The sequence below is a fragment of the Planococcus faecalis genome, assembly GCF_002009235.1.
Classification (GTDB): Bacteria; Bacillota; Bacilli; order Bacillales_A; family Planococcaceae; genus Planococcus; species Planococcus kocurii.
In genome coordinates, this window is record NZ_CP019401.1 from 304,503 (window position 1) to 318,155 (window position 13,653).

Here is a 13,653-nt window from a genome sequence, read left to right on the forward strand (position 1 = left end):
TAAATGATAATAACTATAATTAAGGAGTTTCTATATCTAATGAGCCATTGAATGTGTGCAAAAAAACAGTACCGGTTGGACGGGTACTGTTTCAGACTATAGACAAAGTCTTATTAAACTGAATAGTGATGTATAATCTCCAACTGGGCTGGCCACTTTACTTTCCGTGGGCTCAGCTTCAGTCTCCTCGTCACTGAAAACCCATTCTCCTGCATCGCTGCGCTAGCTTCGTCGCAAAGCGTCCACTTGGTGCGGAGAATCCTAGGTGTAGACAAAAAATGAATAAGTATTCTTTTGTCTACAAGCTAAAACAGTACCTGTTGGACGGGTACTGTTTGTATTTTTATTTCGTAACATTTAGGCGTTGGAAGCTATCGAAGTGTGAACCCCAGTAGCTGTCATTTAGACTTGTCACTTGAACACGATCGCCACCTGCATGAATAAAGCTATTGTTCCCAATAAAAATACCCATATGTGAAATTCCGGCCCGATACGTATTTTTAAAGAATACTAAATCGCCAATTTGTGGAGAACTCACAGGAGAAGAAATTGCGTCAAAGCCTGTTGTACTGGTTCTTGGAACGTTGAATCCTGCCTGATTGTATGCGTAATAAATAAAGCCGCTACAATCAAATCCACCTGGTGCAGCTCCTCCCCATTTATAAGGGGTACCTATTGAAGAGTTGGCTATAGCAATAACTGTAGAAATGGCTCCAGAACTAGGCGCAGTAGTAGTTGGTTTCGAAACGGTAACCAGTTGACCAGTGGCTGAACTGCCATCAATTATTAAAACTTGGCCCAGACGAATCGAACTTGTTTTTAAGCTGTTAGAACTCATTAATTGCGAAACGGAAACACCGTGCCGCTTTGCAATAGTTGTTAATGTGTCTCCACTCGTTACGCGGTATGTATTGGGTTTAGTAACTGTTGGTGTGCTAGCTTGCGCCTTGCCGCTGACTGTTAGCTTTTGGCCGGGACGTATATTGCTATCAGGTAGCTGATTCAATTTTTGAATAGAGCTCACGTTGGTACTGTGAATTCGAGCTATCTGTGACAAAGTGTCCCCGGCTTTGACTGTATATGTACTAGTAGAGATTACTGGTGCTTTAGTTCCGGTATTTTTTGGTGGAGCGGTAGCCGAAGTAGCTGCGACTTTGATGGTCTGATTTGGATGAATCGAAGTAGATGGTAACTTATTCCACGATAACAGCTGATCAACTGAAACCTTATTACTAGAAGCGATCTTCCATAATGTGTCTCCTGGTTTAACGGTATATGTACTTGCTTCTGTGTTGGAAGCCCCGATCGCCATCGATAATGCAGTAGCAGCAACTAAAGTAAAAATAACTCTTCTCATTCTCAAGCCCCTTTTTCTAATCTTGTTTATTTAGTTTATTGTTTTTGTAATTTTCTTAATTCTATATAATTAATTCAATATAGGCAATAAGAATCAATATTACATTTGTGTTACAAAAATAAAAGTAACGATAATTTGATTTTAAATCTTTAAATAAGGAATGTTTAGTTGAAGAATTATAGGCAGACGTAGGTCCTACACAAAATAATATCGGTCAGTTTTAATAAAAGTTAATAGCTCTTGTTAGATGATTGTTTATTGCAAAAAAATATATTAAATTAATCGTTTGCAACAGCGACAGGTGATATAGACATCGTCCAGTTAATGCCTTGATTTAAGATAGATTTAGAGTTGTTGCAATATTGGGTTTTTTCTGACATCATATAGTTGATTTGATAGAACAAATGGTTTCATCAAAAGGAGGAGCACAAAATGTATGCAACACTTGGCAAAGTATTCGATCAGACAGTAAGCATGTATCCAAATAAAGAAGCGCTGGTAGATATGAGAAGAGAGAAAAGGTGGACCTATTCGCAGTGGAGTGATGAAGTTCATCGTTTAGCAAATGCGCTAATTGCTGCAGGTGTCTGTAAAGGAGATCGTGTTTCAAGTTTTCTTTTCAATAATAGTGAATTGCCTACTGCTTTATTTGCTTGTGCAAAAATAGGAGCCGTTTTCAATCCCATTAATTTTCGTTTAAAGCCCGAAGAGTTAGCTTATATTCTAAATGACGCGACACCAGAAATCGTTCTTTTTGAAGAAGCTTTAAAAGATACAGTTGAGAAAATAGCTTCCCAGTTTCCGAGTATTCAATTTTGGTTTATAGACGATACGGTTCCTACTTACGCAATAAGTTATCGGGAACAAGTCAATGCGGCGTCTGCAACAGATCCGCTTGTAGAAGTAGATGAAATGGATATTTACGCGATTATGTATACAAGTGGCACAACAGGACGACCAAAAGGAGTAATTCACTACCACCGCAACATGGCGGAACAAAGTATGACGTGCATTGCAATGTTAAAGTATACGAAGAATGATGTGGGGTTAGTCGTCGCACCCATGTTTCATTGTGCAGAATTACATTGCTGCGTTATTCCACGCGTCCAGGCCGGCGCTTCAAGTATTATCATGCATCAATTTAATCCGCAGACGGCAATCGAGACCATTGAAAACGAAAGAGTTACGGTTATGTTTGCTGTGCCGACAATGTGGAGCATGATGACCGAATTAGAAGGAGCCGCATCTAAAGTGAAAACTTTGCAGCGCGGGCTGTATGGAGCAGCTCCGATGGCGCCTGTACTCGTAAAGCGAGTTAAAGAAGTACTGGGAATTGCATTGATCCAAGCTTATGGTCAAACGGAAATGGGACCAGCGATTACCTTTCTTGCTGAAGATGAACAGTTGACAAAAGCAGGCTCAGCTGGAAAACCGGCTTTTAACCACGAAATTCGAATCGTTCGGACACAAGAACAAGGTTCTTCTGAACCCGATGACAAATTAGCAGCATTTGAGGTGGGAGAGATTATTGTTCGTGGACCGAGCATGATGGGTGGTTATTTCCATCGTCCGCAGGCAACGGCCCGTGTGCTATATAAAGGGTGGTACCATACGAGTGATTTAGGGTATATGGATGAAGATGGCTATTTGTTTGTGTCCGATCGAGTTGACGACATGATTATTAGCGGTGGAGAAAATATTTATCCGCGTGAAGTGGAAGATGCTCTTCATGAACACGACATGGTTCAAGATGTTGCGGTTTTAGGGATTCCCGATGAAAAATGGGGCGAAGCAGTGATGGCATTTATTGTTGCAAAAGACACATCACTCACTAAAGAGAAATTGGAAGAGTATTGCCTCGATAACAACAACCTTGCACGCTTTAAGCGGCCCAGATCTTACCAGTTTGTCGATGAACTGCCACGAAATGCCAGCGGTAAAATACAGAAATTTCTGTTGCGTGAACTTTATGCCAAAGACGATAAATAGGGATAACAATAACTAGGGGATATACAGACAAGGAGAATGTTAACGTGCAAATGAAATCAATGAAAGAAACTATTTTAGGTGCATTAGGAATTGAAGTAACCGAGGTTACTCCAGAAAAAGTCATAGCGACGATGCCTGTCCATGCAGCGACTCATCAACCTTTTGGGCTATTGCATGGAGGTGCATCCGTAGTATTGGCTGAAACGGTTGCGAGTATGGGAACGTGGAATTTAATCGATCAGGAAACGGAAATCGCTGTAGGGTTAGAAATCAATGCCAACCATCTGCGCGGTAAGCAGGACGGAATAGTAACCGCCATCGGTACGCCACTCCATAAAGGACGCACAACTATGGTTTGGGATATTAAAATCGTTGATGAAGATGAAAAATTGATTTGTATTTCGAGATGTACTGTAGCAATTGCTAAAATGAAAAAGTAGTGAATAAGGACGCATAGCAAAACCCTTGCCTCTATTTCTAGAGGCAAGGGTTTTGCTATGTCTATTGTGAGTTTTTCGCGGAAAGGCATGTTAGTATGGACAGTAACAAACTGTAAAGAGAGAGTGGTTACTATGTTTAATTCTTTAGTAGAACTAATGGAAGCAAAAAACTTGAAAGATAAACGCTCGATTCCATGGAGTCAAATTTGCCAAGAAGAATCCTTGTCAGAGAACTTTATTAAAGAAAATTTAGATCAAGTTAACTGGCAGCTGATTTCACGCTATCAAGAATTATCCGAGAGTTTCATACAGAAGTATAGAAGTCGCTTATTTTGGGAAGATATTATTAAAGCGCAAAAACTGTCGGAACGTTTTATCGAAAATTATGGGACTAAAAAGAAATGGCAGCCGATTAATGTAGAACAACTCAGCAAAAAACAGCAAAAGCTAGTTGAAAAAGAAGGCAAACCGTTTGATGCTGGAGACTACTGGAAGTTTGTCTCCATGAAGCAACAATTGGCGAATTCCAAGGGCTTGTCGCCGGCGTTTATGGAGAGGCATCAGAACAAATTAGCGTGGCATGAACTGAGCCGCTATCAGTACTTGCCGATGCCGTTAATTCATCGACATGCAAATCAAGTAGATTGGCTACTCGTTACACGTCACCAAGTCTTATCGGAACGTTTTATTGAAAAGTACAGCAACGATGTGGAATGGGAAACCATTTCGTTCCACCAACGCTTGTCGGAACGCTTTATCAACCGGCATTACGCAAAGATGAGTTTTATCTCAGCCGAAGAAAAACGTTCTGAAGCTTTTCTTTATAGTCATTTCGATAAATTAGACGCGGCATCAATCGTGGAACATCAAGATGTGGGTGAAGTGAAAAAATACAAGCCGTTTGATGTCTATGTATTGACTAAAGACGATCAGAGAAAATACATTCTGAAATTTCATGATCTAACAGAAGGCTTGGAAACAATCCAAAAAGCTGATGAAGAAGAGCTATATGATCAGCTAGAGGAAAATAGTTTATTGGCAATAATGGAGGAAGACTTTCCGGAACTGGCCATTATCGGAGATTTGCGATTTTGATGCAAGATTTACTTTTTAAAAAAAGTCAACATTTTAACTGTCTGTAAATCTTAGAGACTAAAGGATTCTGCTCTGTTTACCGGTGCATATCAACCGCTTTTCTGAAAGATAGAAAAGCGGTTATTTTTTGTTTTATTGAAAAACAGGTTATACTAAATAAAAAAATTGAAAGTTGGGATTTTATTCATGGCGTTTACTGATTTATCGATTGCGAGCAAAGCGACTATACTGCCGATTTTGGAAATTGCCGAACAAGCGGGCATTTCTAAAGAAGCCTTGGAATTATACGGGAATTTTAAAGCGAAAATCAATGTAGATCAGTTGCCACCTGTTGAAAAATTAGGGAAAGTCGTACTAGTAACGGCAATTAGTCCGACACCTGCTGGAGAAGGGAAGTCTACTGTAACGGTAGGTTTGGCGGATGCTTTTAAACAATTGGATGAATCAGTGGCAGTAGCTCTCCGTGAACCATCTTTAGGTCCGGTCATGGGTGTAAAAGGTGGTGCAACGGGTGGTGGCTTTGCACAAGTGCTACCGATGGAAGATATAAACTTGCATTTTACGGGAGATATCCATGCCATCACGTCAGCCAATAATTCATTAGCTGCGTTTCTTGATAATCACTTACACCAAGGCAATACCCTCAATATTGATCCGCGTCGCATTACGTGGAAGAGAGCATTGGACATCAATGACCGCGCGCTACGCCAAGTAACGATTGGTCTTGGTGGACCTGGACAAGGCTTGCCACGTCAAGATGGCTTTGACATCACTGTAGCCTCAGAAATTATGGCGGTTTTGTGTTTGGCGACTTCGCTAGAGAATTTGAAAGAGCGACTCGCACAAATGGTCATTGGGTATACTTACGATAGAGAGCCGGTAACTGTCAGAGACCTTGAAGTTGAAGGAGCGTTAACTTTATTGTTGAAAGATGCCTTTAAGCCTAACTTGGTTCAGACAATTGAAGGAACGCCCGCTATTATACATGGCGGACCATTCGCCAATATTGCACATGGCTGCAACTCGCTCATTGCAACGAACACAGCTAGAAGAATAGCGGACATCGTAGTGACAGAAGCAGGATTTGGTGCAGATTTAGGTGCTGAGAAATTCATGCACATTAAATCCAGAAAAGGTGGATTTCATCCGGATGCGGTTGTAATTGTAGCAACTGTTCGTGCGCTTAAAATGCACGGTGGTGTGACAAAGGATCTGTTGTCAGAAGAAAATGCAGATGCCGTCAAGCGCGGTATGGTCAATTTGGCGAAGCATGTAGACACAATCCGTCAATTCGGAATTGAACCCGTCGTAGCACTCAATCGCTTTGCAGGAGATGGCGAATCAGAGTTAGCTGTCGTGTTAGACTGGGCAAAAATCGAAGGCGTTGCCATTGCACTAACGGAAGTATGGGAAAAGGGCGGGCAAGGTGGAATTGCTTTAGCCAAGCTAGTCAAACAAGAATTGCAGCGTCCAACAGACTTTCATTATCTTTATAAAGAAGAAGATCTATTTGAAGACAAACTTTGTGCGATTGTTCAAAAGGTTTACGGAGGCGCAGGCATTCAGTTGTCTGATGTTGCGCAAAAGCAGTTAGTTGAATTGAAAAAATTCGGCTGGGATTCATTGCCGATTTGTATGGCGAAAACGCAATACTCATTATCAGATCAACCTAAATTATTAGGTCGTCCTGAAGGCTTTACGATTACCATACGAGAAATTATGCCGAAACTTGGCGCAGGATTTTTAGTGTGCCTAACAGGCGACATTATGACGATGCCAGGTTTACCAAAAAAACCTGCTGCTTTGAAGATGGATGTAACAAATGATGGCAAAGCAATTGGTTTATTTTAAGAACAAAGACTCGGGCGAAAGCTCTGAGTCTTTTTTGATGGAGAAAAATTCAATCATTAAAAATGAAAAGCCAATCATCGAGAGAGGTGGTAGAATACAAGGAAAGTGAAGAGTAAAAAACGGGAGGAACCAACATGGACTGCCAAATTACTGTTACCGATTTTGTGGAACGAGAAACAGCGATTTATGTCAAAATTGATGTCTATGATCACCAAAAAAACCAGTGGTACCAAGAAGAGTTGAGATTTTTAGGGGGATTGCTGTATGGAGAACTCGTGCATCCGAAAAAATCTCCTCTGACAGAACAATGTCGATTGGGAACCATTGCTTATGTAAGAGCGTATTTTAACCGCTAGACAAGTTGGATTTGGAAGGAGAGATTTGGATGAAATTTCAATCAACACGCCAACAAGTGACGTCTTCAGGTTTGATTGTTTATAACGATGGATTTGGAATGGTCAAAGAAAAGCGGATGGTTCCAGAAAACAAAGCAGTGACTGACATTCAATTTTTGGATGTCGCTTCAGAGATTGAAGCAGATTCCGTATTGATCGAAGGGCTCCAAGTACTAGAAAAAACGTATAGTGCCAACTTCATTAGCAAAGAAAAACTCTTAGACTGGTATATCGGTCAGGTTATTACTGTAAACAATGCAGAATTGGGTGAAGCGATAAAAGTTCGTTTATTGAGCACGTCAGGTAACATTATTGTGGAACAACTCGATACCGGAGAAATCACTATTGATCCGATTGGACAGTTGATCCTACCTTCGCTGCCGGAGGGGCTTTTGATGAGACCGACGTTAGTATGTAAGATCGTGGCAGTTGAAACGGCTACTGAAGTGGGGATTTCTTATTTAACAAAAGGATTAAAATGGCAAGCAAACTACGTCGCGGAAATCCGTGGATCTTATTTAAATCTCACGAGTTGGATTCAACTTTCTAATGATAGTGGGATCGATTTTTTCGAAAGCCGACTCAAGTTGACTTCAGGAAACGTAAATCGATACAAAGAGGCACACCCGTTGCATGCACAAGCGCGGCTATTTGCAGCTACAGAGGAAGAGGAGTCTTTTTTTGAAGAGCACACTTTCGAGGATTACCACATGTATAGTATGGCCCGCCCCGTGACCATTTTACAGGATCAAACAAAGCAAATCAGATTGATGAAAATACAAGGAGTAGATTTCCGAAAGGTCTATAAAGTTGAATCGGGTAGTCAGCAGGCAGAAGTTCGTGTGGAGTTTTACAATAACGTGGAAAACAAGCTAGGTGTTCCGCTACCTAAAGGAATAGTTAAAGTATATGAGCAAGACAGTAATGACGAAATGGAGTTCATCGGAGAAGATGCCATGATCCACAAAACGAATCAGCAGAAAGTATCGTTAGCTATCGGAAAAGCTTTTGATATCAGTAGTGAAAGCCGGGAGAAAAAACGCAGCAGAAGTGGACATTTTGACTACGTAACTTATGTGTACGAGTTGCAAAATAAAAAATTGGAATCTGTACGAATCGAAGTGACTCATCAGGTTTTCGAACAGATCTGGCAGATGGAATCGTCTAGTCATGATTACGAATTAAAGCAGTCCAATAAACTGGAATTTCGTGTACATCTAGCTGCAGGTAAAAAAGTAGAGGTAGAGTTCACTTATAAAGTGGACAGAAGAACTGAAGAACAAATTCAATAAATGTGAACGATAGTAAATGGAAACAGTGATTCCATTGTGCTCTATGGTTTGATGATTTCTTACGCAATGAGGTAAAACTATTCCTTTAGTTCGACCGATATAGAACCTTTTTTTCAAAAAATCAGCTAAAAGAAGAGCTGCATAATTATGTCGCCCTGCTCGTTTTTTTGATAAAATCAACTCGAACGACTATTACTTTACAGGCAAAGGGGAACGAGTAAAATGTTTAAAAAAATGGCTTCAGAAGCACTTGGCTTATCGGACATAGGAAAAATAATTGACCCGCAAGATTTCGATAAAACGGATTCTGACGACTACGTGATGCACGAAGACGGAGAGAAAATCTATTTTCTAATCAAGACCAAGGCGGATGAATATTGCTTCACAAATCTCGCAATCATTCACGTTGATGGTGAAAGTGCAATGTCGTCTAAACGAACATTAAGACGTTTCCCTTATTCTCAGCACACCATTTCAAATGTTGTTCTCGAAACTGCTGGGAAAATCGACTTGGATATTGAACTTGCCTTTGCTGTAGGAACGCTACCTTTTAAAATTGATGTTCAAAAACAACAGGCAAACCGGTTAACGGACCTGTACAAATCGTTATTGAGAATTGCTGAAAGCACACACGAAAACGAAATTATTATCAATATGGCAAATGACAGCTTAAACAAGGCCGTTACCATTTTACAAAACTCGCGAGTGGGTGAAGTTGCGTTAGGAGACGAATATTCGAAGCTTACTGATTTTGGTTTTACGTGGATGACTTCCGTCCGCAACCAATACCACGTGAAAGATTTCGGAGATGTGTTTGAGAAGTATATTAATAATTAATAGAGAAAAGATGGCTGCTAACTCAACAGCCATCTTTTTCTTGTTATAAAAGTGAAGTATCCCAAAAAATCCAGAAATGATTTACTAAGAACTAGATAACTGTTTTTATCTGAAAAAATGGAATACTTTTTTAAATCGAGGCTTGCTTGAAAAGCTACAGTAGCGTGCTATAATAAGACCATTCAAATACGATTCACTCATATAACAGCGAGAATATGGCTCGCAAGTTTCTACCAGTTTACCTTAAATAAACTGACTATGAGAAGCAACGAAACAGAAGGATTGGGCCTTTTTAGGTGTCTATTCTTGTTGTTTCCTTTCGAATTCAAGCTCGAAGGACATTGCTCCACTCATGATATGGATGGATGCACGTTCTGAGGGCTTTTTTTCATGCCTTCAGCCGTGACAGAAAGGGAGCTGACGGTTATGAAAAAATTGCAGGACAAAATCTTATCGGACGGCAAAGTCTTGTCGGAATCGGTATTAAAAGTAGATTCATTTTTAAATCATCAAATTGATCCACCATTAATGCAAGCAATTGGAGAAGAATTTGCATTGCGTTTTAAAAATGATGGCATCACAAAAATTTTAACGTTGGAGTCTTCGGGTATTGCACCTGCGATGATGACGGGGTTAGTTTTAGGCGTACCCGCCGTATTTGCAAGAAAACGTAAATCGCTAACATTGGTTGATCATATGTACACAGCTAGTGTCCACTCATTCACTAAAAATGAAACTAACGATATTTCTGTATCAAAAGATTTTATTCAACAAGATGATGTAGTCCTAGTAATGGATGATTTTCTTGCTAATGGTCAAGCAGCTCTTGGATTATTAGATATCGTTGAACAATCAGGTGCTAAACTTGCAGGCATCGGTATCGTTATTGAAAAAGGGTTCCAGCCCGGAGGCAAATTGCTTCGTGAACGTGGCATCCGCGTGGAAACATTGGCGAATATTGAGTCTTTGGAGAATGGGACAGTGTCATTTTTCGGGGAGGCTAACACGCAATGAAGAAGATGCTGGGCGAAACGGCTTTAGGATTTCAGCATGTATTAGCGATGTATGCAGGAGCGGTATTAGTTCCGCTAATCGTTGGAGAAGCACTTGGACTGACGCCAGAACAGCTAACGTATTTGGTTGCCATTGATATTTTACTTTGTGGGGTAGCGACGATTCTTCAAATTGTCAGCAACCGTTTTTTCGGTATCGGACTTCCGGTGGTGCTCGGCTGTACGTTTACAGCAGTTGGACCAATGATTGCTATTGGGGGACAGTATGGCATATCCGCTATTTATGGTGCTATTCTTGTTTCTGGATTATTTGTCGTTTTGATCAGTGGATTTTTCGGAAGTCTTGTTCGGTTCTTCCCACCAGTCGTTACGGGTACGGTCGTTACCATAATCGGAATTACGTTAATTCCGGTTGCAATCAACAATATGGGCGGTGGACAAGGTGCCAGTGATTTCGGTTCACTAACCAATATTGCTTTGTCTTTTGGAACGCTGTTGTTTATCGTTTTTCTATTTAGATTCTCTAGCGGTTTTATGAAAGCTATCGCGATTCTTTTAGGATTGGTCGTTGGGACAATTGCTGCTACCTTGCTTGGGAAAGTGGATTTCTCTCCTATTGCCAATGCCTCGTACTTCCATATGGTCGAGCCTTTTTACTTTGGAATGCCGACATTTGAATTACCTGCTATTTTAACAATGATTTTAGTGGCGATGGTGTCACTAGTCGAATCGACAGGCGTTTACTTTGCGCTTGGAGACATTACAAAAAAGAACATTAAAGAAAAAGATTTAGCAAAAGGGTATCGTGCAGAGGGATTAGCCATTGTTCTTGGTGGTATTTTTAACTCGTTCCCGTACACTGCTTTTTCACAAAATGTCGGTCTGATTCAAATGTCTGGTGTTAAATCACGAAAAATTATCTTCATTGCAGCTATTATGTTGGTGACGCTTGGATTTGTTCCGAAAATTGCTGCTGTGACAACGATCATTCCTCCATCAGTTCTCGGAGGAGCGATGATTGCGATGTTTGGTATGGTTATTGCACAAGGTATTAAAATGTTGAGCACTGTTGTTACGGATTCTCAAGATAATTCTATGATTATAGCCTGTTCTGTTGGAATTGGTCTGGGCGTGACAGTAGTTCCTGAATTATTCATACAACTGCCTTCAAGCGTTCAAATTTTGACTAGCAATGGCATTGTTGCCGGCAGTGTTACCGCTATTGTCTTAAATATTCTTTTCAATATGCTGCCTTCTAAAAATCGTCAACGTGCAGCAGCAGCTGTGAAAGATAATGCAATAAACCAAGGGTGAATAAAAAATGAGCAAGTCGCGAGTTCGCGACTTGCTCATTTTTTATTCACCCTGAACAGAAAGAAATTGAATTGTTTTTTGCAGTGTTTCTTGAGCGTCTTCCATGCTTAAATCGTATTGATATTCATGCTTCAGGTTTTTTTGAGTACCTTCGAAAAAGACAGAGTTTACTGGAATATCATGAGATTGCAAAACGTCAACGAGTTCGGTTGACTGAGATACAAAAGGATCTGCATCGCCAACTGTAATGAACACAGGCGGGAAATTAGAACTGACATGTTGAACGGTGGAAAGTTCATCAATTTTCGAGAACGATTCAAAAGGCTCCACACCTGTATAAGCTGCTAAATACTTATCAATGTTTGGAAAAGCGGTCGCTCTCACTGTATCTAAGTTGTACAAGCCGCATAGCAACACGGCTCCTTGAAGCTGGCTATTGGAAATAGCCGGCTGAATGGCCATCTTTTCAGCCAATTCAGTATTGGACATAAGCGCAGCAACTTGGCTAGCAATCTGAGCCCCTGCTGAGTCACCCCCGATAAAGACTCGGTTCATATCACCACCGTATTCAGCAGCATGAAGTTGCATATAAGTAAGCGCTTGATTTGCTTGTACTACAGGCCCGGGATAAAGCGATTCAGGAGCTAGCGCATAATCAATGTTCGCCACGACGTAGCCCGCATCTGCAAGAGCCATGGCATAATCCTGGCGACTGTCTTTAGAGCCACCAACGTACCCTCCACCATGTATCCATAAAATGACTGGCATTGATGCAGGTGCATTTTCGGGATAATAAATATCCAACAAGCTATTTTTAGAAGAATTATAGGATAAGTTTTTAACACGAGTGACTCGTTCGGTGATTTCATGAATAGTAGGTGGAGAGCTAAATGCAGCAGAACCTGTAATTTGTATGGAAGCTAAAGCATCAGGTGGAGCAGTGACTTCTTCAAAAATGACCATAACAAATAAAAACGTAATAAATAAAGTAGAAACAATCCATTTTTTTAGCGTTAAGCGTTCCATTTTTACTCTCACGATAGCTCTCCTTTAAACTAAAATTTCACTGAATGGCCTATATTGAATAGCTATCTATTTGGGTATAGATTAAATAAGTCCTATGCGTCAATTCCAATTATGTCCAACTTCTCTATATAATAGCTATGCTAACAGAAAAAAGATAGCGACCAAAGAATTAAGTTCATCAAAATGAAATGTATTTGTCATCATGTTTATGTCAGAACGCAACATAAGGCGGGTAGATTAAGAGGTGAGGCTTTTAAAGCTTCTGAAAGGAGTGGGCGAATGTTTGGATTAGCTGATTTAATTGCATTAATTATTTCTGCATTTATTATATTGCCCGTCGTTGTCTTTTTGAGAGAATCAGGTTATTTGCTGATGAGCTTGATTTTGGGAGTGAAAAACCCGAGGATGACAATTGGTTCAGGACCAAGAATTTTCAAAATAGGGATGTTCGACGTACGAAAATATTATCATTTGTATAGCTGGTATTCGTACGATTCACTAAAACGTGAAGGCAAGTTTGCCTATATAGCACTTTATGCAGGTCCTATTCTAGTCAATGTAATAGTAGCAGTGTCATTAAATGCCATGATAGCGAATGGCTTGTTTGAAGAGCAAGCAACGTTTTGGAATCGATTTGTCTTTTATGCGTTTTACTACGTATTATTTGATGCCGTACCAATGAAAACGGCTAATGGTATGCCGAACAACGGTCTGATTATTTATGAAATGCTGCGTTATGGTAAAAGAACGGATTACAATGACGAACCTTTTCTGCCTTCTACTTCAGAAGTAGAAGAGCAATATAAAGAGGATTCAGAGAAAATTGAAGAAGTTAAAGAACACTTAAAAGATCAAGTAGAAGAAGAACAGGAAAATTCGAATATTACCAAATCTAAAGAAAAAGAAATGAAACAAGAAATCGAAGAAGACAAACAAGAAGACAAAGAAGCATTGAAGAAAGTCAAAAAGCAAAAGAAAGAACAAATAAAAGAATTTAAAGACAACATGCCGGAGCAAGATACTGAAAAAGAAACCGAATAAGTG

Annotated in this window: 12 protein-coding genes and 1 riboswitch; of the genes, 10 read left to right on the plus strand and 2 right to left on the minus strand. The window is 40.1% G+C overall.

Translation table 11 applies throughout. The features are described 5' to 3' along the window. Positions 1-343 precede the first annotated feature (343 nt). Positions 344-1,357, minus strand: a complete 1,014-nt coding sequence (locus AJGP001_RS01620; protein WP_071153412.1) for a C40 family peptidase — start codon at positions 1,355-1,357, stop codon at positions 344-346. A gap of 432 nt (positions 1,358-1,789) precedes the next feature. Here AJGP001_RS01620 and AJGP001_RS01625 point away from each other — a divergent pair, with 432 nt between their 5' ends. From AJGP001_RS01625 to AJGP001_RS01665, 9 genes are all read left to right on the plus strand, one after another. Next, positions 1,790-3,346, plus strand: a complete 1,557-nt coding sequence (locus AJGP001_RS01625) for a fatty acid--CoA ligase (RefSeq protein WP_071153413.1) — start codon at positions 1,790-1,792, stop codon at positions 3,344-3,346. Positions 3,347-3,396: 50 nt separating this feature from the next. Then, positions 3,397-3,786 carry a hotdog fold thioesterase gene (locus tag AJGP001_RS01630; RefSeq protein WP_418054999.1) on the plus strand — a complete coding sequence of 130 codons (390 nt, stop codon included), beginning with the start codon at positions 3,397-3,399 and terminating at the stop codon, positions 3,784-3,786. 132 nt (positions 3,787-3,918) lie between these two features. After that, positions 3,919-4,881 (plus strand): hypothetical protein, encoded by a 963-nt coding sequence (locus AJGP001_RS01635; RefSeq protein WP_058386572.1) that lies wholly within the window; start codon positions 3,919-3,921, stop codon positions 4,879-4,881. Between the two features lie 186 nt (positions 4,882-5,067). Then, positions 5,068-6,732 (plus strand): formate--tetrahydrofolate ligase, encoded by a 1,665-nt coding sequence (locus AJGP001_RS01640; protein WP_071153414.1) that lies wholly within the window; start codon positions 5,068-5,070, stop codon positions 6,730-6,732. A gap of 134 nt (positions 6,733-6,866) precedes the next feature. Further along, complete coding sequence (locus AJGP001_RS01645) at positions 6,867-7,088, plus strand: hypothetical protein (RefSeq protein ID WP_071153415.1); 222 nt, start codon at positions 6,867-6,869, stop codon at positions 7,086-7,088. 29 nt (positions 7,089-7,117) lie between these two features. After that, the gene (locus AJGP001_RS01650; RefSeq protein WP_071153416.1) at positions 7,118-8,419 is read left to right on the plus strand and encodes a DUF4139 domain-containing protein; all 1,302 of its coding nucleotides are present in this window, start codon (positions 7,118-7,120) and stop codon (positions 8,417-8,419) included. Positions 8,420-8,641: 222 nt separating this feature from the next. Continuing rightward, entirely contained in the window at positions 8,642-9,256 is a 615-nt protein-coding gene (locus AJGP001_RS01655; RefSeq protein WP_058386568.1) for a PH domain-containing protein, read from the plus strand. Between the two features lie 177 nt (positions 9,257-9,433). Further along, positions 9,434-9,535: riboswitch (purine riboswitch) on the plus strand. A 147-nt stretch (positions 9,536-9,682) separates the two neighbouring features. Then, a complete protein-coding gene (locus AJGP001_RS01660) occupies positions 9,683-10,270 on the plus strand; it encodes a xanthine phosphoribosyltransferase (protein ID WP_058386567.1) in 588 nt (195 codons plus the stop codon). Next, the gene (locus AJGP001_RS01665) at positions 10,267-11,583 is read left to right on the plus strand and encodes a nucleobase:cation symporter-2 family protein (RefSeq protein WP_151897504.1); all 1,317 of its coding nucleotides are present in this window, start codon (positions 10,267-10,269) and stop codon (positions 11,581-11,583) included. The genes AJGP001_RS01660 and AJGP001_RS01665 overlap by 4 nt, the downstream gene beginning before the upstream one ends. A gap of 42 nt (positions 11,584-11,625) precedes the next feature. On the opposite strand, the gene AJGP001_RS01670 is transcribed toward AJGP001_RS01665, so the two are convergent. Continuing rightward, positions 11,626-12,621 (minus strand): alpha/beta hydrolase, encoded by a 996-nt coding sequence (locus AJGP001_RS01670; RefSeq protein ID WP_143039506.1) that lies wholly within the window; start codon positions 12,619-12,621, stop codon positions 11,626-11,628. A 267-nt stretch (positions 12,622-12,888) separates the two neighbouring features. On the opposite strand from AJGP001_RS01670, the gene AJGP001_RS01675 reads away from it, so the two are divergent. Next, on the plus strand, positions 12,889-13,650 hold the full coding sequence (locus AJGP001_RS01675; protein WP_071153417.1) for a hypothetical protein: 762 nt from the start codon (positions 12,889-12,891) through the stop codon (positions 13,648-13,650). Positions 13,651-13,653 lie beyond the last annotated feature (3 nt).

Bases quoted from the DNA above. Each gene is read 5' to 3' on its own strand.
- AJGP001_RS01620 (WP_071153412.1), bottom strand. From the start codon at position 1,357: ATGAGAAGAGTTATTTTTACTTTAGTTGCTGCTACTGCATTATCGATG.
- AJGP001_RS01625 (WP_071153413.1), top strand. From the start codon at position 1,790: ATGTATGCAACACTTGGCAAAGTATTCGATCAGACAGTAAGCATGTAT.
- AJGP001_RS01630 (WP_418054999.1), top strand. From the start codon at position 3,397: ATGAAATCAATGAAAGAAACTATTTTAGGTGCATTAGGAATTGAAGTA.
- AJGP001_RS01635 (WP_058386572.1), top strand. From the start codon at position 3,919: ATGTTTAATTCTTTAGTAGAACTAATGGAAGCAAAAAACTTGAAAGAT.
- AJGP001_RS01640 (WP_071153414.1), top strand. From the start codon at position 5,068: ATGGCGTTTACTGATTTATCGATTGCGAGCAAAGCGACTATACTGCCG.
- AJGP001_RS01645 (WP_071153415.1), top strand. From the start codon at position 6,867: ATGGACTGCCAAATTACTGTTACCGATTTTGTGGAACGAGAAACAGCG.
- AJGP001_RS01650 (WP_071153416.1), top strand. From the start codon at position 7,118: ATGAAATTTCAATCAACACGCCAACAAGTGACGTCTTCAGGTTTGATT.
- AJGP001_RS01655 (WP_058386568.1), top strand. From the start codon at position 8,642: ATGTTTAAAAAAATGGCTTCAGAAGCACTTGGCTTATCGGACATAGGA.
- AJGP001_RS01660 (WP_058386567.1), top strand. From the start codon at position 9,683: ATGAAAAAATTGCAGGACAAAATCTTATCGGACGGCAAAGTCTTGTCG.
- AJGP001_RS01665 (WP_151897504.1), top strand. From the start codon at position 10,267: ATGAAGAAGATGCTGGGCGAAACGGCTTTAGGATTTCAGCATGTATTA.
- AJGP001_RS01675 (WP_071153417.1), top strand. From the start codon at position 12,889: ATGTTTGGATTAGCTGATTTAATTGCATTAATTATTTCTGCATTTATT.